The following is a 21,926-nucleotide window of genomic DNA, read 5'->3' on the forward strand; positions in this document are numbered from 1 at the left end:
GGGTACTTCCTCGAGTACGACAGCGAACGCGCCGGTGGGTTCGAGCCGCTCCGGTTCCTGCCGAAGGGGCCGAAGGTCGTCGAGCTGGGGCTGGTCACGACGAAGTCCGGAACACTCGAAGACGTCGACGGCCTCAAGCGCCGCATCGACGAGGCCGCCGCGATCGTCCCGCTCGAACAGCTCGCGCTGAGCCCCCAGTGCGGCTTCGCCTCCACGGAGGAGGGCAACATCCTCACCGAGGACGAGCAGTGGGCGAAGATCGAGGAGACGGTGGCGGTCGCCGCCGAGGTCTGGGCGGACGCGTAACCGCTCGCACGCAGGACGAGGGGCCGGGACGCATGCATCCCGGCCCCTCGTGCGTGCTCAGCTCACGCAGGTGAAGCTGGATGCGCTGTTCGGATCACCGCCGTCGAATCGCGGCCATGTGGGGTACTCGCACAGCGGTCGTGTGCGGCCCAGGGTCGCGGCGTTGGTGTCGGCGACCGTCAGCTGACCGGGCTCGACTCCGTCCTCGACCCAGGCGCGGAGCACCGTGAGCGAGTCGAGGCTCGCCGCGAACGGACCGAAGCCGTGACTGAACCCGGGCACGGTGTAGAACCGCAGGAACTTGTCCACCTTCTTCTGTCCGAGGTCAGCGACCAGCCGGTCGTAGAACTGGATGGTGTTGTACGGAGAAACACCGTCGTCGGCCATGCCGGTGTACATGAGCACCTTGACCTTCTTGGCGTACGCCTGCTGGAAGCTGACATCGGTCGTGTCCATGATCTGACCGACCTCCTGGATGCGCGGGATCCAGTCCTCCAGCCGCCAGTTCGGGGTGTCGAGGGACGGGTCCCGCGTGATGATGTACTTCGACACGGCATCCAGCACCGTGTACTGGAAGGCCTCGGTCCCGTTCATCGGATTGTGCGGCTGCGGCTCGGTGCCGAGCCCGAATCGGTCATAGGTTCCGCCGGTCAGGATCGGGCCGGGTGCCGCGAAGCTGTTACCCGCGATCTCGAAGCCCAGCTCCTTCCCGGACGCGATGAGCTCGACCGTCTCGACCTGCGCGTCCGACAGGCACGTGTCACCGGTGTCGGCACCGTTCTCGCACCGCAGCGATTGGATGTCGAACTCGCCGAGGCATCCCTCGGTGTCCGAGATGATCCCGTCGGCCAGCCCGTCGATCGGGTCGCATGCCGAATAGACGCTACTGACGAGCAGCGCGCGTTCCGTCGGGTTGATCCATCCCACCCCGCCTTCGCGGTACAGCGCATCCCGGTACATCGAGCCGATTCCGGCATGCATCATCGTGACGTTGTACGTGGGCGTGCCCGCGATGACGCCGTCGTAGTCCTTCGAGTAGCGACCGGCGGCATCCAGGGCCTCATGACCGCCCTGCGAGAATCCAGCGAAGTAGAAGTACGCCGGATCCTTGCCGTAGGCGCGGTCGATCAGCACGCTCGCGGCGTCATGGGTCTTCTTGATCGACTGCTGACCATAGTTGAGCAGGGCCTCGTCGTTCAGCCCGAACGAGGCGTCGAATCCGACCCCCTTGTGCCCGCCATCGGAGCCCAGGGTCACGTAGCCCTGTTGAAGCGGAGTCGGCTGACTGGCCGGCTGCTGCGAATAGCGTCCGAGCCCTGTCACGAGCGTCCCGTCGTAACCTCCCCCGCCGAACTGGAGGGCGCGTTGGTTCCAGTTCTGCGGCAGATTGACCTGGAATTCGATCGCCGGCGCGCTCGGGTCGACCGGGTGGATGTCGCCGATGACGCGGCACTGGCCGCCGCCGATTTCCACCGCCCACGTCGCGGTCTTGACCGTCGCGCCCGTGGTCGGCAGGTCAATGTCCCGCGCGTCGATGGTCGTGCCGACGAGAGTCGCGCATCGATCAGGCGTGAGAGGGGGCGGTGACTTCGCCGGAGGTGCACCCATCGCGGGCGAACCGGCCATCGCTGTGGTGACGAGTGCGACTGCGAGCGCTATCGTCCCGAGCCGAACAGAGTTCTTCTTCATCGTCGCTCCTTTGCATCGATGAGGTGGTCCGTCGGGCGCTTCATCCGATGGTCGTCCCGCGCAACACCTCGCGCGGAGAGGGGGCCGCGCGAGGTCAATGAATCACGTGGGCGGGCGGGATCCAAGACAATTCTGTCTACAGAAGCCCGTTATTGACGGGCGGTGGGGTGCGGTGCTAGCGCTCGTCGGACGCGATCGCGTCGCCGGCCCGAGACGGGTCGAAGACGCCGCGACGCACGGGATGAGGATGCAGTTCGTCACGCAAGTCGCGCATTGCCGCGCTCACGCGATTCGCGGTCGAAAGCACCCGGGGTGCCAGCTCTGCGGCATCGGCGGTCTTCGTCGTCCAGACAACAGACACGGCACCGTAGATGTCGCCGTCGTGGCCGAACACGGGCGCCGAGACGGAACTCGTGGTGGCGACCAGGGCGCCTTCGCTCACCGCGATGGAGGTCTTCCGGACCCGCTCGACCGCCCGGCGAAGCGCTGCCGGGTCGACGATGGTCCGCGATGTGTACCGGCGCAGCGGCCGCTTCGCGAGCGCCCGCCAGATGTGAGGCCGGCCGAAGGCGAGCAGGATGAGACCCGGGGAGGAAGCGTGGACGGGGAGGCGCTCGCCCAGACCCGCCGCGAAGTCGGCGTCGCGCCACCCCAGACTCTGCTCGACGACGATGTCACCGCCCGGGCGGAAGACGGACAGCCCGACCGAACGGCGGGTGTCCACGAACAGCTGCTCGAGGAAGGGGACGACGAGGGCGCGCTGCTGGTAGGCCGCCGGCGAAAGCGTGCCGAGCTGCCACAACCGCAGACCGATCGCATAACGCTGGCGCGAGTCGCGCTCGAGCGCGCCCCAGGACGTCAGGTGCGCGACGAGGCGATGCACGGTCGACATCGGCAGCTCGGTCGCGCGGGCGATCTCCGACAGCGTCATGCTGGGTCGCTCGATGCTGAATGCACCCAGCACCACGAGGATCTTGTCCTGGACGGCCACGTCCTGGACACCTCCCTTCTCAGGAATGCGGGATGACCGAATCCTTCTCGGCGATCGCCTTGAGCCACTCGATCGTGCCGTCGGTCATGGGATGCGGAGCATCCAGCGAGTCGAGGAACTCGCGCACCTCGATCATCTCGACCTCACGCCGCACCGCGTGCTTGGCGGTGCCCTCGAGCAGGTGTTGCACGGCGTCGCGACCGGATGCGCCCAGCTCGGACGCGATCTGGTCGATCAGCCAATCCTCGGCGCCGAAGATCTGCGCCGCGGTGACGCTCTCGACGACCACCGCCGCCAGCCCCTTCATGAAGACGCTGCGCAGCAGCTTGAACTCCGCGGAGGCCCCCGCCTGGGCGCCCGCATCCGTCGCCGGCACGCCGAACTCGTCCAGGATCGGCCGCAGTCGTGCGACGCCGGGCCCGCTGAGCAGCAGTGGGGTGTCGATCCGCGCGCGAGGAACGGGTGCGAGGATCGCCACATCGACGAACGGGATGCCGCGTGCCGCGGCCACAGCCGCCAGCCGCCGCTTGTCGTCGGGGCCGCTGGTGTTCATGTCGACGTAGACGCTCGCGGCGTCCATGGCCGGAAGCGACTCGTCGAGGACGGATGCCGCGGACCCGGCGCCCACGAGGCTCAACACGACATCGGCGCCACGGACCGTGTGCGGGATGTCGTCGGCGAAGCCGACTCCGTCCACGACGGCCGATGCGCGCAGGTCCGTACCGACGACGACCGCACCGCGGGCCGACAGGTCGGCGGCATAGATGCTTCCTGCTTCACCGAGTCCCAGCACCGCGACGCGCATAGTGATCTCCCTAGGACGAGGCATTCACGTCTATATTGTTGACAATAGTGGTTGGAGCCAGCGGCGGGTGCGCCGGGCGGAGCCGGGAGGAACTCGATGTCGACGATCGTTGAGGATACGGGCGCCGCTGCCGACGCATCGGAAGAGCGCGTCACCGACGTCATCCGCAGTGCCATCGTCCGCGGAGAGTACGCCCCCAACCAGCGCCTGATCGAGGCGGACCTGAGCGACACCTTCGCGGCCAGCCGGGCCACCGTGCGTACCGCGCTGCTCGAGCTCGCCAACGAGGGACTCGTCGAGCGACTGCCCAACCGCGGATCCCGCGTGCGGGCTATCTCCGTGGAGGAGGCGATCGAGATCCTCGAGGTGCGCATCGGAGTCGAGGGTCTGTGCGCCGCGAAGACCGCGGCGTCGGTCAGCGACGAGCAGGTCGAGGAGTTCCTGCGCCTCCGCCAGGACATGATCGAGGCCGTCGCCGACGGCGACCTGGTGGAATACTCGCGGCTGAACCAGCTGCTCGATCAGCGGGTGCGCGTGCTGAGCCGGCATACGACGGCATCCGACGTCCTCGGCAGGCTGCACGCGCAGAGCGTTCGCCACCAGTTCAAGTTGTCGTCGCGCCCGCAGCGCGCCAAGGTGTCGGTGCTCGAGCACGCCGCCATCATCGATGCGATCGTCGCGCGCGATCCCGATGCGGCAGAGCATGCCGTGCGGGTGCACCTGCAGAGCGTCATCGGCGCGCTGCGCGACGTGGCCTGACGCGAGGCCCGGTCCCGCGGCATCCGTCGAAGTTCGCGTCATCTCCCGCAGGAACACATGCGCGGGATGCCGCAAACTGCGACGAACAGCCGGTTGAACCCGGCGCGGCCGTCAGCTCTTGCGGTAGTTCTCGCGAGCGAACGCGGAGTACGGCGCCGGCTGCACGGTAGCCCGGATCGACACCTGGCGGTGCTTCTCGACGGCGGGCTTCTGCGAATTGGGATCCTCGCCCCAGACGACCTCGACCTCGGTTCCCGGTGTCGCGTACTCGTTCTCGATGCTGGCCAACGATACGAAGGCGTGCTCGTTGGTGATGTAGCCGGCGTCGTGCGAGATGCCGACGTCCTTGCCGTCGCGCAGCACCCGATCGACCTGGTGCTGGCCATAGCGAGCCTTCGGGAAGTCGATGTACTTCGCCGGAACCCCCGGCTCGAGCAGCGACTGGATGGCGGCGGCCACGTCCTCGGGGTTCCACACCAGGGTCACCTTCTGGCGTGCCTGGTCTGCGGCGTGGCGCTCGAGCGCGGCGCGGCCGATGAAGTCGTGGTCGAACGCGACACTGCGGCCGTAGCCGATGTCGTACGGCGTGATGTAGAAGTCCGCGATGTCCTCCGAGGCGAAGCTGCCGGCGAGCGAGCCGGCTCGGGCGGCGGGCAGCCATTCGCGGTACGCGTCGGTGCCCTCGCCGCTGAAGATGGCCGGGATCGGCGAGGGAACCCACGCCGACTCGAGATTCGCGGAGGAGTACGCCTTGGATCCGACGAGCACAAGATCGAGACCGTCGCCGGCGGCGATCAGGGCGGAGCGGACGCGCTCGCCCTCCGCCCACGGACCGAACAGCTCGAACCCGGGCTGACCGGCCATGCCGTGGCGCAGCGACCGCACCTCGAGACCGTCGATCGTGAACGTCGTCATGCCGAAGAACCTGGTGGGCGGCACGGTCGCGCCGGTCGCCTTCTCCATCAGGGCCAGCGCATTCGGGCCCTGGATCTCGAAGCGGTACAGCTTGGGATCGCCCTCGCGCACGACGGAGGAGGCGTCCCGTTCGAACGATACGTCGTAGTCGCCGGTCTCGCCGTGGTACTGCACCCAGTCCAGGACCATGTGCCAGCCGACGAGGTCGAACGACTCCTCCGCAAGGTAGAAGAGGATCGCGTCGCCGATCAGGTAGCCCTCGTGGTTGACGGCGATGTACTGCTTCGCCTGGTCGACCTTGAAGTTCGAGAAGCTGTTGACCCCGACATCCGAGAGGAGCCTCAGCGCATCGGGACCGGTGATGAACAGGTCGGTCATGTGGTGCGACTGGTCCAGCAGCGCGACCGAGGTGCGCCACGCCTGCTGCTCGGAGCGCCAGTTGCTGAACTCCGGCGTCACCGGGAAGACGGTGGGGCGGGCCTGCGCGTTGCGCAGCAGTGTGACGGGGCTTCCAGCGCGGGCGATGGCCTGCGCGAGCGACTCGGGCATGAGAACTCCTTCGTTCCGGGTGTCCTTCCATGCTATGCACGGCAGCATATCGAGCCTACGATTCTGCATAAGCAGTGCTTATGGGAGGGAAAGGATGCCTTAGCGGCGGCTGGTGGACCTCAATCTCATCCGCGTCTTCGTCGCCGTCTACGAAACGCGCAGCATGACCGCCGCGGCCGCGCGGCTGTATGTGACGCAGCCGGCCGTGAGCCAGGCGCTCGGCAGGCTGCGGCGGGATCTGAACGACCAGCTGTTCCGTCGGGTCGGGCGCGCGATGGAGCCGACGCCGCTGGCCGTCAGCCTCTTCCCCGGCTTCCGGGACGGCATCGCGGGCATCGACCGGACGATGGACGGCGTCGCAGGCTTCGATCCGGCGCTCTCACGCCGCCGCTCCCGGATCGCCCTGTCGGAGCTCGGTGAGATCGGCTACTTCCCGTCGATCTTCCGCGCCGTCCGCGCGAGCGCTCCGCACCTTCGCGTGGAAGCCGTGCCGTTGGACGTGCAGGCGCTCCCGGAATGGCTCTCTCAGGGCACGATCGACCTCGCGGTCACCTCGTCACCGGTAGCCGGCGCCTTCGAGCACGTTGTGCTCAAATCGCAGGCGTACGCCGTGCTGATGTCGCGTGACCACCCGCTGGCCTCTGCCACGCACGGGTTGGACCTCGAGGACTACATCGCCGCCGACCAGGTGGTGGTGGCGGGCGACTCGGGCCTGCCGCGTCTCGAGTCGGCGCTTCGCCGCTCCGGCGCGGTGCTGCGCTCCGACGTGGTGCTCAACCACTTCGCCTCGTTGCCGTCGCTCCTCGCGGCGAGCCCCGACCTGATCGCGACGGTGCCCGACACGATCGCGACCGGCTGGGCGCAGAGCTGGCCGCTCACCGTCCAGCCGCTCCCGCTCGAGATGCCGGCCGTCGAGGTCTGCCTGTACCGGCGCACCACGACGCAGCAGCTCGGCGCACTGGACTGGCTCTTCGACACGGTCGTGCGCGCCGTCCGCGGGACCCACGGCGAGTTCTTCGCGATCCACGGGAACGCGGCGCGCGAACGGTGAAGAGCGGATGCCGCGGCATCCGCTCTTCGTCCGAACCCGGGGATCAGGCGGTGGCCGCAGCCGTGCGCCAGCCGCCCTGGTACTCGGTGCGTGCGGTGACCGCGTACGGCACCGGGCTGACGACGGCGCGGACCTCGAGCTGCTCATGCGGCTGCACGGTCGTCTTCTTCGATCCGCCGTCCGGCTCGCCCCACACCACGCGCACCTCGGCGCCGATGGGTACGTCCGGGTTCACCGTCGCCAGCGACAGCCCGCGCTTCTCGTTCGCGGTCACGCCGGTGAACAGCGACAGGCCGACGGTGTCGCCGTTCGCGTCGATGACGGCGTCGTAGTTCGACGAGCCGTAGTTCGCGTTCGGCAGGTCGAAGACCTGGTAGCCGCGCCCTTCGCGGTCGATCGGCGTCGTCAGCAGCTTCGCGAGGTCCTCGTCGTTCCACGCCAGCGTCACCTTCTTGCGCTGCGCCTCGGCATCCACCTTCTCGAGGGCGTCGCGACCGATGAAGTCGTGGTCGAACTTCACGAACGAGCCGTAGCCGAGCTCCCAGGGGTTGAGGTAGTAGTCCTCGATGTCGTCCGAGACGAACGAGCCCGCGAGCGCGTTGATCGCCTCATAGCTGTCAGCGGGGAGCCACTCGCGGTAGGCGCGCTCGGCCTCGCTCGAGTAGATCGCGGGCAGCGGCGAGGGGATCCAGCCGGACTCGAGCGTGTTGGAAGAGTACGCGCGCGAACCGCAGGCCTCGATGCCGAACTCGCGACCGGCCTCGAGGATGGCGTCGCGGATCTTGCCGTGCTGCTCGTAGGGGCCCCACAGCTCGAGTCCGGGCGCGCCCGCCATGCCGTGGCGGAGCGTGCGGACCGTCTCGCCCGCGATCGTCAGCTCGCCCATGTGGAAGAAGCGCACCTTATCCAGAGGCCCGCCGTTGAGCTTCTCGATGATCTGCCAGGCGTTGGGGCCCTGGATCTGGAATCGGTAGTACTCGCGGTTCACGGCCGCGCCGTACGGGCGCGACGGCGAACGGTCGTCGTAGCGCACCTCGACGTCGTAACCGCCGGTCTCGGCGTGGAACTGCAGCCAGTTCGCCCCGGGGGCGCGACCGACGTAGACGTAGTCGCCCTCATCCTCGTGGAACAGGATGCCGTCACCGATGACGCCGCCGTTGGACGCGGTCGGCACGAACTGCTTGGCCGTGTTGACCGGGAAGTTCGCGAAGCTGTTGATGCCGGTGTCGGACAGCAGCTTCAGTGCGTCCGGACCCGACATGAAGAAGTTCACCATGTGGTGCGACTGGTCGAAGAGGACCGCCGTTTCGCGCCACGCGATCTGCTCGCGCCGCCAGTTCGTGAATTCCGCCGGCACCACCGGGTAGATGTACGTGCCGAGCTGAGAGTTGCGAAGGTGTTCGACGGTGTTTCCTGCCTCGTCGAGCACTTCCTGGAGATTGCCGGCCATGTCGTTCCCTTCAACGTCTTCGTCGTTTGGTCCCTGCCCGCGATCGTACGGAGGACATTTACCTATGTCCAGAGTGATTCCAGGGTCGCCAAAATTGTAACCAGAATGTTGACCATTGCGCTAGGGGTATGGTTCGCTGGGTTCAACGAGGACGGCAGCGCTCGACGCAGAGCTGGACGACGCCCTCGGCCCTCGGATGGGCACCTACTTGAGACAGGAGTCCCCTCTTGGCTGAGACAGCCCGTTCGCTTCTGGTTGTGAGTGCCCACGCGGGTGATTTCGTGTGGCGCGCGGGTGGCGCGATCGCGGCGGCGACGATGCGGGGTGAGCGTGCCACCGTCGTGTGCGTGAGCTATGGCGAGCGAGGCGAGTCGGCCTCGCAGTGGCTGCAGGGCAAGTCGCTGGAGGAGATCAAGACCATCCGTCGGGACGAGGCGACGGCGGCGGCATCCGCTCTGGGCGCCGAGATCGAATTCCTGGATGCCGGCGACTACCCGCTGATCGAATCCACGGAGACGATCGACAAGCTCATCGACGTGTACCGGCGCACCCAGCCCACGGTGGTGCTGACCCATCCGCTGGCCGACCCGTACAACGGCGACCATCCCGCCGCGGCGCGCATGGCCCTGCAGGCTCGCGTGCTGGCCCAGGCCATCGGTGTCGCGAACTCCGACGGCACCTATCCCACGACGGAAGAGATCATCGGGGCGCCGCCGGTGTTCTTCTTCGAACCGCACCAGCCGGAGCAGTCCGACTTCAAGCCGAACGTGCTGCTGGACATCACCGAGGCGTTCGCGCTGAAGCAGAAGGCGATGGAGTGCCTGCCCGCGCAGAAGCACATGTGGGAGTACTACACGTCCCTCGCGATCCGCCGCGGGGTGCAGGTCAAGCGCAACGCCGGCCCCAACCTCGGCCTCCCCGTCGACACCAAGGGCGAGGCGTACATGCGGTACTACCCGCAGGTCACGGACATCCTCGAATGAGCTCACCCCACGTCGTCGTCACCGACATCCAGAGAGCGGATTCCGCGACCATCGACGCGCTCGCCCCGCTCGGATCGGCGACCGTCCACGAGGCGATGGGCCGCATCGGGTACGCCGGTCCCCGGATCCGCCCGATCCAGCAGGACGCCGCGATCGCCGGCTCCGCGATCACCGTCTCGTGCGCCCCGGGCGACAACCTCATGGTGCACGCGGCGATCGAGCAGTCCCGAGCCGGCGACGTGATCGTCGTGGTGCCCGTGACCGACTCGCCCTACGGGTTCATCGGCGAGCTGATGGCCACCCAGATGCAGGTCCGCGGCGTCCGCGCGTACGTGACCTCCGGCGGTGTGCGCGACACCGGCGAGCTGCGGAACATGGGCTTCCCGGTGTGGACCGCGCACGTCAGCGCCGAGGGCACCGTGAAAGACACCCCGGGATCGGTGAACGTGCCCGTCGTGCTCGGCGGTGTCCAGGTCAACCCCGGCGACATCGTGGTGGCCGACGACGACGGCGTGACGATCGTGCCCCGTGACCGCGCCGTCGCCACCCTCCAAGCCGCGCAGGCGCGCGCCGCCAAGGAGGCCGCCAACCGGCTCCGCTACCAGGCCGGCGAGATCTCGATGGACCTCAACGATCTCCGCCCCGTGCTCGCCGACCTCGGCGTGGCATTCGTGTCCCAGGAGGAATACGAGGATGGCGGTCGCTGACGCGGTGCGCGACGGCATCCGCTGCATGCTGATGCGCGGCGGCACGTCGAAGGGCGCGTACTTCCTCGCCGACGATCTGCCCGCCGACCCCGCGGAGCGCGACGACCTCGTCCTGCGGATCATGGGCAGCCCCGATCCGGCCCAGATCGACGGGCTCGGCGGCGCCCATCCGCTCACCAGCAAGGTCGCGATCGTCTCACTGTCCGCCGAAGACGGCGTCGACGTCGACTACCTGTTCCTGCAGGTCGGTGTCGACCAGCCGACCGTGAGCGACGCCCAGACATGCGGCAACCTCCTCGCCGGCATCGGCCCGTTCGCGGTCGAGCGGGGCCTCGTGACCGCCGATTCGCCGACCACGACCGTCCGCATCCGGCTGATCAACACGGGCGACCTGGCCACCGAGACGTTCGCGACACCCGGCGGCCGGGTCGACTACGACGGGGACGCCGCCATCGACGGCGTTCCGGGAACCGCCGCGCCCATCGAGATCGAGCTCAGCGGCAGCCCGGACGCACGCCTCCTGCCCACCGGCCGGGTCGTCGACGACCTCGACGGCCACCGCGTCACGCTGATCGACAACGGAATGCCGGTGGTGCTGCTGCGCGCCGACGAGTTCGGCGTCGCCGGCGACGAGAGCCCCGCCGAGCTCGAAGCCCGGCAGGAGCTCAGGGGGCAAGTGGAGCGCATCCGGCTGCTGGCGGGTCCCCGGATGGGCCTCGGCGACGTCGCCGGCGCGACGGTGCCCAAGATGTTCCTGCTCTCTCCACCGCGACACGGTGGTGCCATCTCCACACGCGCCTTCATCCCCACGCGGGTGCACACCTCGATCGGCGTGCTGATGGCCGCGTCGGTGGCCGCCGGCATCCGCATTCCCGGTGTCGTCGGCGCCGATCTCGCGCAGCTGTCCGAAGCCGGTGCCGACGGGATCGAGCACCCCGGCGGCACCTTCCCGGCACGCGTGCGGATCGAGCTCGACGACGACGGCACTTGGTCGGCGACATCCACGTCGCTGCGAACCGCCCGCAAGGTCTTCGACGGCCTCGTCTTCCCCCGCCCGCGCACGTAGCGCACCGCCCCTTTTCCGCCCGCCAGAGAGGACCCTCCCATGACCGATTACACGTCGTTCGATGTCGCGCACATCGGCAACATCGAGCTGTTGACCGCGAAGTTCGACGAGAGCCTGTGGTTCTTCCGCGACCTGCTCGCGATGCGCGTGGTCGCGGAGGCCGGAGACTCGGTGTACCTGCGCACGTGGGACGAGTATCAGCGGTACACGATCAAGCTCACCGCCGCCGAAGACGCCGGCGTCGGGCGCACCACGTTCCGCACCACCAGTCAGGAGGCGCTGGAGCGGCGGGTCGCCGCCATCGACGGGTTCGGTCTGGGCGAGGGATGGGTGGACGGCGAGCAGGGCACCGGCCCGACCTACCTGTTCCGCGATCCGGACGGCCACTCGATGGGGATCTACTACGAGAGCGAGCGGTACGTCGCCACCGACGACAAGCCGGCCCTCAAGAACCAGGCCTCCGCGTTCCCCGGACGCGGAGTGAACGCCCGGCGCCTGGATCACATCAACTACCTCGCCAAGGACGTGGTGGCCAACGGCGAGTTCATCGCTCAGGCGCTCGGCGGCCGGGAGAGCGAGCGGATCGCCATCGACGGCGGCGGCTACGCCGCCTGGTGGTTCCACTTCAACAACAAGTCCTACGACATCGTCTACTCCGACGATTGGCTCAAGCACGGCAACCGCCTGCACCACATCGCGTTCGCCCCCGACACCCGGGAGGACATCCTCAAGGCTGCCGACATCTTCCTCGAGAACGGCATCCACATCGAGTCCGGTCCCCACAAGCACGCCATCAACCAGACGTTCTTCCTGTACGTGTGGGAACCGGGCGGGAACCGCATCGAGTTCGCCAACGCAGGCGCCCGTCTGCTGCTGGACCCCGACCAGCCGGTCGTCGAGTGGTCCGCCGAAGAGCGCAAGAAGGGCCAGGCGTGGGGCATGAAGACCATCGAGACCTTCCACACCCACGGCACACCCGTGGTGAAGGGCGACCACTGAGGTCGAGGTCGGATCGGGTCGTCCCAGCCCCCGGGACGACCCCTCGATCGGGAGTGGCTCGATTCGTAGCATCGGAGGTACGGAGCCCTGGCCGCTCCGCGCCTGCAGAAACGAGACGACATGCCTGAGACCTTCCGCGTCGCGCTGACGCGCGACTTCCGCTCCGACGACGGGACGATCGGCTGGGGAGACATCGGCATGGCCGAGCTCGAAGCGGAGCCGGACGTGGTGTGGGAGTACCTCGACGTCGACGAGACACCCCTCTCGCCGGGCGCCCTCGCGGGCTACGACGGCGTGATGGTGCTCGGCAACGCGCTGGACGCGCGGTCGCTCGAAGGTGCCGAACGGCTGAAGGTGGTCGCCCGGTTCGGGGTGGGCTACGACACGATCGACCTCGACGCGTGCACGACAGCCGGCATCCCGGTCACCATCACACCCGACGGCACACGCGGACCGATGGCTCTCGCGGCCGTCACGCTGCTGCTGGCCGTCGCACACAACGTGCGCCAGAAGGATCGCATCGTCCGCGAGCGCCGCGACTGGTCGGAGCGCTACGAGTACAACGGCTTGGGGCTGCCGGGCAAGACGCTGGGCATCATCGGGTTCGGCAACATCGGCCGCGAGGTCAGCCGCCTGCTCGCACCGCTGGGCATGCGCGTCCTGGCGTTCGACCCCTACCTGGATGCCGCGAAGGCGACCGAGCTGGGGGCCGAGCTGGTCTCGATCGAAGAGCTCATGGCCTCCTCCGACGCGATCGTCGTGACGGCCGCGCTCACACCCGAGACCCGGCACATCGTGAACGCGGAACGACTCGCACTCATGAAGCACAACGCCGTGATCGTCAACGTCGCGCGCGGGCCTCTCATCGATCAGAATGCCCTCGCCGAGGTGCTCGCCGCCGGCCGCATCCGCGGGGCGGGCCTCGATGTTCTCGAGAAGGAGCCCGCCGACGACGACGATCCGCTGCTGGACTGCGACAACGTCCTGCTCTCGCCGCACGCGACGGGCTGGACCGACCAGCTCGCGTACGGCAACGGCTCGGGATGCGTGCGGTCCCTCCTCGAGGTCAAGCGCGGCTTCCGTCCGTCGCACGTCGTGGTCAACCCCGCCTCGCTCGAGCACGAGCGATGGGCAGGGGTTCCCGACGCCCCGAAGACCGTGTCGTGATGGTGCGCCGCAGAAGCCTCCGCGCCCGCGTGCTGGGCGGCGAGACGGTCGTGGGCACGTTCCTGCTCGCCTTCCCCGCCGTCGCCGTCGCGCGCGCGGCGGCCGGTGCCGGTGCCGACTTCGTGCTGATCGACGGCGAGCACACCGGCTTCGGCTGGGAGACCATGACGCCGGTCCTGACCGCGACCCGCGCCGGAGGCTCGACGCCGTTCGTGCGCGTGCCCTCGGCATCCCGCGAGAACATCGCCCTGGCCCTGGACATGGGGGCCGTCGGGCTGATGATCCCGATGGTGGGCACTGCCGACGAGGCCGCGGCGATCGCGTCGTGGGCGCACTACCCGCCGCAGGGCATCCGCGGCACGATGTTCGGCCTGGCCGCTCACGACTTCGGCGAGGTCGAGCCGGTCGCGGCGATGAAGAAATCGAACGCCGAGACGATCGTGATGGTGCAGATCGAGACAGCCGAGGCACTCGAGAACGTCGAGGAGATCGCGGCGGTGCCGGGCGTGGACATCCTGTGGGTCGGTCACTTCGACCTCACCACGAGCATGGGCATCCCCACGCAGTTCGACCACCCGCTCTACCTCGCGGCGCTGGAGCGCATCGTGACCGCCGGCAAGGCGAACGGCAAGCCGGTGGGGTTCCTCACGAGCGGCCCGGACGACGCGCGCTCGCTCGTCGAGCGGGGCTTCACGGTGCTCGCCTACGGAAGCGACCTCGGGATCTACCGCCAGGCCCTGCGTTCCGGACTCGAGGGCATCGCCGAAGCCCTCGGCTGAACCGCGGGCTCAGCCCTCCACGACACGCGCCCGCAGGCGCTGCACCACGTCGTCGTCGAGTCCCGCTTCGCGCAGCACCACGGCCGCGCCACCGCGCTCCTCGTCGAGGATCGCGAGCATCTCGACCATGGCGTCGTGCTCGGCGCCCAGCAGCGGGCTGACCGGTCCGCGACCCTCGGCCGCGGCGCGGAAGAACGCATCCGACTCCCCCATGAGGTGGCCGATGGAGGCGCTCACCCGCGCCATGATGCGGGGCACCGCCGTCGACGAGAGCGCATAGTCCGTCGCGATGTCCTCCTCGTCGGCGCCCAGCACCGACAGCAGGGCGGCCGCGAAGATGCCGGTGCGGTCCTTGCCCGCGGCGCAGTGGAAAAGCACCCCGCCCGGGGCGTCTGCGATCGCGCGGATGCCCTCGGCCAGCGTGTCCGCCTCGGCCACGAGCGTCGCCGCGTAGTACTCCCCCACTGTCCTGGGCGTGGCCGAGTCCTCACGCAGGTGCTGCAGGAACTCGTCGGGTTCCGCACCGCCGCGCAGCAGCGACATCCGTCGGTAGGTCACGTCGTACCGGCCCAGCGGGCCGCGTCCGGTGTGTTCGGCCTCGGCGGGCGAGCGCAGATCGATGATGGTGCGGATGCCGCGGTCGAACAGCTCGCGCGCCTGCTCGTCGGGCACCGTGGACACGTCGTCGCTGCGGAAGAGGTGTCCCGGCGCGATCACGCCGCCCTCGACGGCGATGCCGCCGAGATCCCGGAGGTTGTTCAGCGGGGTCTCTTCGATCGGTCGAGCCGGAGCGCTCATGCGGGGGTCCTCTCGGGGGTGCGACGCCCGGGAGAGGCGGCGATGCGCGCGTCCAGGAACGCGTCGAATTCGGCGGGGTCGAGGGGCAGCGACACGGTGGCCCGTCTGGTCGACGAGAGCGCGGCGGCGGCGATGACCTCGACCGCATCGCGCGCCGCGCGCGCGGTGGTCAGCGGTTCGCCGTCCTCGGCCCACGCCGTCGCGAAGTCCGAGTAGACCTCGGCGTGCGTGCCGCCCCCGTGGGGCACGGCGCGGCGCCAGTCCGATACCTCGTAGGCATCGAAGTGCCCGCCCGCCGTGGCCGCGAAGTCCCGGAAGTCCCCATGGCCCGAGCGGATGTCGAGGCCGTCCTGAGACAGCCGAAGCGAGCCTCCGGAGCCGAAGATCTCGGTGCGGTTCCCGTCGAGTCGCGCGGCGCTGGTGATGTGCACGGTCGCCGTGGCGCCGCCCGTCCATTCGAGCAGGACGTCGGCGGTGTCTTCGGTCTCGATCGGCTGCACGAGCGTGCGAAGGTTCGCGGTGACGGCATCCGGTCGCCCGAGGAGGTGGACGAGCACGTCGATGTCGTGCAGACCCTGGTTGAGCAGCACTCCTCCGCCCTCGCCCTGCCAGGTGCCGCGCCACGGCGTGTCCACGTAGTAGCTCGCGCGTTTGGGATAGCTGGCGGTCACGACGGCACGGTGGACGGCACCCAACTCCCCGGCCGCGATCCGGCGGCGTGCTTGCACCACCTCGGCGCGCAGGCGGTGCTGCTGCACGACGGCCACCTGCCGACCGGAGGCCTCGACGGCGGCGGTGAGCGCATCGATTTCGCTGAGGCGTGCGGCGAGGGGCTTCTCGACGAGCACCCAGAGCTGCGCGTCCAGGCAGCGCTGGACGAGCTCCGCGTGCAGGGGATGCGGTGCGCACACGACCGCGGCATCCGCATCGAGTGCGAGCAGTTCGTCGAGGGTGTCGGCGACCTTCCAGCCGTGCTCGGCGGCGACCTCGGCCGCGCGGGACGGTTCTGCGTCGAAGACCCCCACCACCTGGACGCCGGTGGCCAGGATCGCGGGGACGTGCGCCGCCTGGAAGATGTGCGATCCGGCCGCGATCACCACGACCCGCAGGCCTGCTGGATCGGACGGCGCGGGGTCTGCGCCGGCGGTCACGGCACGGTCTCGCCGTCGGTCACGATCTCGCCGAGCGCCGCGAAGTGGCCCGGACCGACCTCGACGAGCGCGCGGTCGACCGTGCGCCATGAGTCGTCGCCGTCGTCGACGCCCGCTTCGAACGCGCGCTCGCTCTCGTGGATGACCGGCACGGCGTCAAGCAGGCGCCTGGTGTACGGGTGCGATGGGCTGCGGTAGACCGCGTCCGCGTCCCCGATCTCGACGATCCGCCCGCGGTACATCACGGCGATGCGGTCGGCCATGACCTTCACGACCGCGAGATCGTGCGAGACGAAGACGAGCGACAGCTCGTTGCGTTCCCGGATGTCGTGGAGCACGTTGAGGACACGCGCCTGGACGGAGACGTCGAGCGAGGCCACAGGCTCGTCGCACACGATCACGTCCGGCCCGAGCGCGAGTGCACGGGCGATGGAGATGCGCTGGCACTGGCCGCCGGAGAACTCGTGCGGCCGGCGGTTGCCGACCATCTGCACGCTCATGCCGACCTGCTCGAGGGCGGCAGCGACCCGCTCGTCGCGCTCGGCACGCGGGACGCCCTGGATCTCGAGTCCCTCGCCGACGATGTCGATCACCCTCCGGCGCGGATTGAACGCCGACATCGGGTCCTGGAAGATCATCTGGAGCCGGCGGCGCGCGGCGCGCATCTCGCTGCTCGAGTATGCCGACATGTCCTCGCCGCGGAACGTCACCGTCCCCGCCTGCCCCGGTGGCAGCCGCAGGATCGCGCGTCCTGTCGTGGTCTTGCCGCATCCGGACTCGCCCACCAGCCCGAGGGTTTCGCCGGGTCTCAGGTCGAAGGTCACGCCGCGCACGGCATGGACGCGACCCGACGCGGTCTTGAACGAGCAGTGCAGGTCCTGGACGGTCAGAAGGGCATCGTCGCGCAGCCAGCCCGATCTGCTCAGCGTGCCGGTCCTCGTGTCGTCGCTCATCGCTGCGCCTCCTCGCCCCACTGGCGCCCGTCGGATTCGGCGATCTCCTCGAACAGCGTCGCCTGCGACGTCTCGACCTCGCCGCCCTCGGCGATCCCCGCCTGCTGCTCGCTCGACATCACGCCGACCGCGGCGACCTCGGTGCCGAGGATGCCGTCGGGCTGGAGGTCGGTGTAGACGAGGTCGTCGGGCTCGGCGAACTCGATCGGGTCTTCGACGGCCTCGGAGATCGTCGTCCATCGCAGCATGTCGCGGGCGTCGGCCTCGTCATGCGGAAGCAGCGGATCGTGCACGCTCGGCGGATTCCCGCCCAGGGCCGGCAGCCGCGTGAGCGATTTCATGTCCAGGCGCGGGATCGCGAGCATCAGCGCGCGGGTGTACGGGTGGATCGGCGGCGTGAACAGCTCGGCGGTCGGCCGGCGGTCGACGATACGTCCGCCGTACATGACGATGACGTCGTCGGTGCGTCCCGAGACGACGCTGAGGTCGTGCGAGACGATGATCATCGCCATGTGCCGGTCGGCCTGCAGCTGCTGGAGCAGGTCGAGGATGCCCTTCTGGATCGTCACGTCGAGCGCGGTGGTCGCCTCGTCGGCGATGAGCAGGTCGGGCGAGCAGGTGAGCGCCATCGCGATCATCACGCGCTGGCGCATGCCGCCGGAGAACTGATGCGGATAGTCGCGCAGCCGCTTGGTGGCGTTCGGGATGCCGACCTGGTCGAGCAGGTCCGCCGAGAGCGCACGGGCCTCGGCCTTCGACATCTTCTGGTGGAACCGGACCGCCTCGCCCATCTGGCGCTCGATGGTGCGGACCGGGTTGAGCGAGGTCATCGGGTTCTGGAACACCACACCCACCCGGCGGCCGAGCATCCGGCGCCGGGCCTCGGGCTTGAGCGCGCTGAGGTCCTGCCCGTCGAAGGTCATCGTGCCGCCGATACGCGACCCGCCGGGCGTCAGCCCGAGAACCGCGCGCAGCGTCATCGACTTGCCCGAGCCGGACTCGCCCACGATGCCGAGCGTCTCGCCCCGGCGCACCGACATGGACACACCGCGCAGGATGTGAGCCGTGCCCTGGGGGGTGTCGATGTCGAGCGTGAGGCCCTGCACGCGCACCAGCGCGTCGTCGCTCTTCCAGCCCGCGCCGCTTCGGACCGTCTGTTCGGCGCTCACAGCTTGCCCTCCCGGACGTCGGTGCGGCTGGACAGATAGTCGCCCACCGTGTTGAACGACAGCACAGTGAGGAACAGCGTCACCACCGGCCAGAAGATCACCAGCGGGAACTGCCGCATGATGTCGGCGCCGGCGGCGATCATGCCGCCCCAGCTGGGCGTCGGCGCCGGGATGCCGTACCCGAGGAAGCTCAGTGACCCCTCGACGACGATCATGATGGCCATCGCCATGGGGATGATGGCGGCCAGGACCGGGACCAGGTTGGGGAGGATCTCCTTGATCATGATGCGCAGGTCCCCGGCGCCGAGGGCGCGCGCGGCGAGCACGTACTCCCGGTTCGCACTCGCGATCACCGCCCCCTTCGTGACGCGGATGTACAGGTCGGCGATCACGACCCCGAGGGCGATGGTGATGCCGAACAGGGACGCGCCGATCGCCGATACCAGCGCGAGCAGCAGCAGCAGCGGCGGCAGGGCGGACAGCGTGTTCGCCAGGATGTTCGCGACCGTCTCGGCGCCACGTCGGTAGTAGCCGCCGATCATCCCGACGATCACGCCGATCGTGAGTCCGATCAGCGTCGAGACCACCGCGATGGTCAGCGAGACCCGGGCGCCGTAGATGATGCGGGAGAGATTGCTGCGCCCCACGCCGTCGGTGCCGAGCAGGCCGCCGATCGTGCCGTCCGGCGGCTGCGCGAAGGTGCCGATCTTCTCGTCGTATCCCGGCAGTCCCGGGATGAAGTCGGCGAACACCGCGGCGAGGATCAGCAGGGCGAGCCAGATCACGGCGAACCACAGCATCCCTCGCCCGACCTTGCGGCGGCGGCGGGGCTTCAGCCGTGGAATGAGCGCCATCGAGGTGCCGTCGCGGCGCGGCCGGATGATCGCGTTGAGGCCTTGCGTGCGGGGTCCGTCGGTCGGCGACCCCGGTGTCAGCTGGGTTGTCATCGCACGCTCACTCTCGGATCGATCCACGCATAGGCGAGGTCTACGACGATGAAGATGAGCACGTACGCCACGACGCAGATCGTGACGATCGCCTGGATCACCGGCATGTCTTTGATGGAGACGGCATTCACGGCCTCCGCGCCGAGGCCGGGGACGGAGAAGAAGAACTCGACGATCACGGCGCCGCCGAGAAGTCGCCCCAGGGCCAGGCCCATGACCGTGACCAGTGAGGTCAGCGACGGCCGCATCGCGTGACGGGCCAGGATGTACGAGCGGGGCAGGCCCTTGGCCCGGGCGACCAGGATGTAGTCCTCCCGCAGCGTGCCGGTGAGGTCGGATCGGATCACGCGGTAGAAGAAGGCGCCCTCGTAGATGCTCAGCGCGAGAGCCGGCAGGAACGCGTACCGGAGGTTGTCGGCCAACGACTCGGAGGGCGGGACCCAGCCGGTCGCGGGGAACCATTTCAGCCAGACCACGAAGATCAGCGAGACGATCACGACGTTCACGAACGACGGGATGCTCAGCAGGGCGGAGGTGATGAAGTTGAGGGTCCGATCCAGGAGCTTGCCCGACCGCAGCGCGGCCAGCATGGCGAACGGTACGGCGACGATCAGGGCGAAGAACAGCGCCATCAGAGCGATCTGCGCGGTGACCACCAGCCGGCGCATCACCACGTCGGTGACCGGCTCCTGCGTGAACAGCGTGGTCCCGAAGTCACCGCGCAGGGCGTTGCCCGCCCATTCCAGATAGCGCACCATGAACGGCTGGTCGTAGCCCAGCTGCGCGTTGATCGCGTCGACCTGCTCCTGGGTGGCGGCGTCGCCGAGGATCGCCTGACCCGGCGATCCGGGCATCAGATCCATCAGCGCGGCCGCGCCGAGCGTCACGATGATCAGCACGGGGATGCCGTACAGCAGGCGCGAGCCGATCGCCCGCAGAGTGCTTTTCATGTGCTTCTCCGTCGAAGTGAGGGGGGTGGAGGACCGGTGCCGTGCCCACCGCAGCGAGCGCCGGCACCGGTCCCTTCGACTTCTGCTACTCGGCCTCGTACCCGATCCGGTCGGTGTACAGCGCACCGCGGCCCATGGACTGCAGCCCGACCACGTCGGCGCCGTGCAGGAACGAGCGGTAGTCGATGCCGAAGACCACGATGGGCACCTGGTCCACGTAGACCTCCTGCACCTTCTGCAGCGCCGCGATCCGGTCCTCGTCGGTCGTGGCCTCCTGCGCGTCGCTGATCGCCGATGTCATGTCAGCGTCGTCGAAGTTCGCGAAGTTGTCGAGACCACCCACGCCGAACAGGTTGCCGAAGCCGACCTGCGGGCTGTTGAGGTCGAACACGCCGGGATAGAAGGTGACGTCGAAGTCGTCCTTGTCGTATGCGGCGGCGCGCCACTCCGGGATCGGGATCTGCGTGAGGTTGACCGTCACGCCGTCGAGCTCCTGCAGCGTCAGCTGGAACAGCTCACCGGCACGGACGAGCTCCGGCACGCCCGCGATGAGCAGGTCGATCGTGAAATCGGTGCCTTCGCCGGTGATCTCGTCGACCAGCGCCTGAGCGTCCTCCACGTTCTGCTCGGGCAGTGCCAGGTCGGCGTCGTAGTAGGGCGAGGTGTCGGGGAACAGCGCGGTGCTGCCCTCGGCCGCCGGGTCCTGCGTCAGCGTCTGCACGAGCTCGGTCGGGTTCACAGCCAGCTGCACGGCCTGACGGGCGCGCACGTCGCTGAACAGGTCGGAGGTCGTGTTGAAGACGAAGTGGCGGATTCCTCCGGATGCGACCGGGAACACTCCGACCGACGGGTTGTCGGCATCGGCGATCCACTGGAACGGGTAGCCGTTCATGATCTGCGCATCGCCCTGGACGACCGAGGTCACGCGCTGAGCGGGGTCGGCGACCAGCTGGAAGGTCAGCGTGTCGAGATACGGCTTGCCCTCGTCCCAGTAGTCCGGGTTCTTGGCGAAGGTCTCGCCGACCGCGGGGTCCCACTGCTCGAGTGTGAACGGGCCCGCGCCGATGGGTTCGGTCAGCGGCGTACCCGCCGCCGGGAAGGACGCCGGCGAGCCGATGAAGGCGATCGAGTCGGCGATCTGGATGTCGAGCACCGGGTTCGTCTCGTTCGAGGCGATCTCCAGCGTGGTCTCGTCCACGACGGTCGTCGCGAAGGTCGAGGCGACGCGGACGGCGCCCAGGTTGTTGGCCGGATCGGCGAAGCGATCCCAGTTGTCCTTGACCGCCTGCGCGTCCAGCGCCTCGCCGTCGGTGAAGGTCAGACCCTCCCGCAGCGTCAGCGTCCAGGTGTCGCCGCCGTCCTCCGTGGTCAGGCTCTCGGCGAGGCCGGGTTCGATCTCACCGTCGGTGTTCACGGTGAGGAGCGCACCGTAGACCGCGTACAGACGGTCCCACTGCACGCCCGGGAAACTGCCGGTGGACGAGCCGGGATCCCATGTGCTCATCGCTCCCGCGACGAGGATCGTGAGCTCGCCGCCCTCGGCAGGGGTCTCTGCACTCGGAACGGTGGCGCTGGGTGATGCGGTGCCCCCGCCGCCGTCGCCGCTGCAGGCCGACAGCGTGAGCGCTGCGGCTGCGGCGACCGCGAGAGCGGAGAGCCGGAATCGGGACATCTTCATTGACGTGCTCACTTTCGTGTGGGTGACGCGGGCTCCGCGTCGTCGGTGCAGGGTGTGAAGTTGT

Annotated in this window: 20 protein-coding genes and 1 pseudogene; 9 read left to right on the top strand and 12 right to left on the bottom strand. The window is 68.8% G+C overall.

Features of this window, described 5'->3' with window-relative positions; genetic code table 11:
• Window positions 1-306 (top strand): annotated as a pseudogene (locus VFX99_RS16480) (5-methyltetrahydropteroyltriglutamate--homocysteine S-methyltransferase); the annotation flags it as partial.
• 57 nt (window positions 307-363) lie between these two features.
• Here the strand turns inward: VFX99_RS16480 and VFX99_RS16485 are convergent.
• The 3 genes from VFX99_RS16485 to VFX99_RS16495 all read right to left on the bottom strand — a co-directional run bounded on the left by VFX99_RS16485 (window position 364) and on the right by VFX99_RS16495 (window position 3,791).
• Window positions 364-1,995: a tannase/feruloyl esterase family alpha/beta hydrolase gene (locus VFX99_RS16485; protein ID WP_329667374.1), complete on the bottom strand. Its 1,632-nt coding sequence runs from the start codon at window positions 1,993-1,995 to the stop codon at window positions 364-366.
• Between the two features lie 175 nt (window positions 1,996-2,170).
• Window positions 2,171-2,986, bottom strand: coding sequence for an IclR family transcriptional regulator (locus VFX99_RS16490; protein WP_329667375.1), 816 nt, complete (start codon window positions 2,984-2,986; stop codon window positions 2,171-2,173).
• 19 nt (window positions 2,987-3,005) lie between these two features.
• Entirely contained in the window at window positions 3,006-3,791 is a 786-nt protein-coding gene (locus VFX99_RS16495) for an NAD(P)-dependent oxidoreductase (protein ID WP_329667376.1), read from the bottom strand.
• Window positions 3,792-3,887: 96 nt separating this feature from the next.
• Here VFX99_RS16495 and VFX99_RS16500 point away from each other — a divergent pair, with 96 nt between their 5' ends.
• On the top strand, window positions 3,888-4,550 hold the full coding sequence (locus VFX99_RS16500) for a GntR family transcriptional regulator (RefSeq protein ID WP_329667377.1): 663 nt from the start codon (window positions 3,888-3,890) through the stop codon (window positions 4,548-4,550).
• Window positions 4,551-4,661: 111 nt separating this feature from the next.
• Here the strand turns inward: VFX99_RS16500 and VFX99_RS16505 are convergent, their stop codons facing one another.
• On the bottom strand, window positions 4,662-6,014 hold the full coding sequence (locus VFX99_RS16505; protein WP_329667378.1) for an aminomethyl transferase family protein: 1,353 nt from the start codon (window positions 6,012-6,014) through the stop codon (window positions 4,662-4,664).
• A 112-nt stretch (window positions 6,015-6,126) separates the two neighbouring features.
• Here VFX99_RS16505 and VFX99_RS16510 point away from each other — a divergent pair, with 112 nt between their 5' ends.
• Window positions 6,127-7,065: a LysR family transcriptional regulator gene (locus tag VFX99_RS16510; RefSeq protein ID WP_329667379.1), complete on the top strand. Its 939-nt coding sequence runs from the start codon at window positions 6,127-6,129 to the stop codon at window positions 7,063-7,065.
• Between the two features lie 43 nt (window positions 7,066-7,108).
• Here the strand turns inward: VFX99_RS16510 and ligM are convergent, their stop codons facing one another.
• Complete coding sequence (gene ligM, locus VFX99_RS16515) at window positions 7,109-8,515, bottom strand: vanillate/3-O-methylgallate O-demethylase (protein WP_329667380.1); 1,407 nt, start codon at window positions 8,513-8,515, stop codon at window positions 7,109-7,111.
• Between the two features lie 227 nt (window positions 8,516-8,742).
• On the opposite strand from ligM, the gene VFX99_RS16520 reads away from it, so the two are divergent.
• From VFX99_RS16520 to VFX99_RS16545, 6 genes are all read left to right on the top strand, one after another.
• Window positions 8,743-9,498: a PIG-L deacetylase family protein gene (locus tag VFX99_RS16520; protein ID WP_329667381.1), complete on the top strand. Its 756-nt coding sequence runs from the start codon at window positions 8,743-8,745 to the stop codon at window positions 9,496-9,498.
• Window positions 9,495-10,205, top strand: a complete 711-nt coding sequence (locus VFX99_RS16525; RefSeq protein WP_329667382.1) for a 4-carboxy-4-hydroxy-2-oxoadipate aldolase/oxaloacetate decarboxylase — start codon at window positions 9,495-9,497, stop codon at window positions 10,203-10,205. Before VFX99_RS16520 ends, VFX99_RS16525 begins: the two co-directional genes overlap by 4 nt.
• Window positions 10,192-11,271 carry a 4-oxalomesaconate tautomerase gene (locus VFX99_RS16530; RefSeq protein WP_329667383.1) on the top strand — a complete coding sequence of 360 codons (1,080 nt, stop codon included), beginning with the start codon at window positions 10,192-10,194 and terminating at the stop codon, window positions 11,269-11,271. Before VFX99_RS16525 ends, VFX99_RS16530 begins: the two co-directional genes overlap by 14 nt.
• 39 nt (window positions 11,272-11,310) lie before the next feature.
• Window positions 11,311-12,270: a VOC family protein gene (locus VFX99_RS16535; protein WP_329667384.1), complete on the top strand. Its 960-nt coding sequence runs from the start codon at window positions 11,311-11,313 to the stop codon at window positions 12,268-12,270.
• A 120-nt stretch (window positions 12,271-12,390) separates the two neighbouring features.
• Window positions 12,391-13,437 (top strand): NAD(P)-dependent oxidoreductase, encoded by a 1,047-nt coding sequence (locus VFX99_RS16540; protein WP_329667385.1) that lies wholly within the window; start codon window positions 12,391-12,393, stop codon window positions 13,435-13,437.
• Window positions 13,437-14,216 (top strand): HpcH/HpaI aldolase family protein, encoded by a 780-nt coding sequence (locus tag VFX99_RS16545; RefSeq protein WP_329667386.1) that lies wholly within the window; start codon window positions 13,437-13,439, stop codon window positions 14,214-14,216. The genes VFX99_RS16540 and VFX99_RS16545 overlap by 1 nt, the downstream gene beginning before the upstream one ends.
• Window positions 14,217-14,225: 9 nt before the next feature.
• Here VFX99_RS16545 and VFX99_RS16550 read toward each other — a convergent pair whose 3' ends face one another.
• The 7 genes from VFX99_RS16550 to VFX99_RS16580 form a co-directional block, all read right to left on the bottom strand.
• On the bottom strand, window positions 14,226-15,014 hold the full coding sequence (locus tag VFX99_RS16550; RefSeq protein ID WP_329667387.1) for a tyrosine-protein phosphatase: 789 nt from the start codon (window positions 15,012-15,014) through the stop codon (window positions 14,226-14,228).
• Window positions 15,011-16,165, bottom strand: a complete 1,155-nt coding sequence (locus VFX99_RS16555) for a Gfo/Idh/MocA family oxidoreductase (protein WP_329667388.1) — start codon at window positions 16,163-16,165, stop codon at window positions 15,011-15,013. Before VFX99_RS16555 ends, VFX99_RS16550 begins: the two co-directional genes overlap by 4 nt.
• Window positions 16,162-17,118, bottom strand: coding sequence for an ATP-binding cassette domain-containing protein (locus VFX99_RS16560; protein WP_329667389.1), 957 nt, complete (start codon window positions 17,116-17,118; stop codon window positions 16,162-16,164). Before VFX99_RS16560 ends, VFX99_RS16555 begins: the two co-directional genes overlap by 4 nt.
• Entirely contained in the window at window positions 17,115-18,287 is a 1,173-nt protein-coding gene (locus VFX99_RS16565) for an ABC transporter ATP-binding protein (protein WP_329667390.1), read from the bottom strand. The genes VFX99_RS16560 and VFX99_RS16565 overlap by 4 nt, the downstream gene beginning before the upstream one ends.
• Entirely contained in the window at window positions 18,284-19,234 is a 951-nt protein-coding gene (locus VFX99_RS16570; protein WP_329667391.1) for an ABC transporter permease, read from the bottom strand. Before VFX99_RS16570 ends, VFX99_RS16565 begins: the two co-directional genes overlap by 4 nt.
• Window positions 19,231-20,184 (bottom strand): ABC transporter permease, encoded by a 954-nt coding sequence (locus VFX99_RS16575; RefSeq protein ID WP_329667392.1) that lies wholly within the window; start codon window positions 20,182-20,184, stop codon window positions 19,231-19,233. The genes VFX99_RS16570 and VFX99_RS16575 overlap by 4 nt, the downstream gene beginning before the upstream one ends.
• An 85-nt stretch (window positions 20,185-20,269) precedes the next feature.
• Window positions 20,270-21,862 carry an ABC transporter substrate-binding protein gene (locus VFX99_RS16580; RefSeq protein ID WP_329667393.1) on the bottom strand — a complete coding sequence of 531 codons (1,593 nt, stop codon included), beginning with the start codon at window positions 21,860-21,862 and terminating at the stop codon, window positions 20,270-20,272.
• Between the last annotated feature and the right edge of the window lie 64 nt (window positions 21,863-21,926).

The organism is Microbacterium sp. (genome assembly GCF_036277215.1).
Lineage (GTDB): Bacteria > Actinomycetota > Actinomycetes > Actinomycetales > Microbacteriaceae > Microbacterium.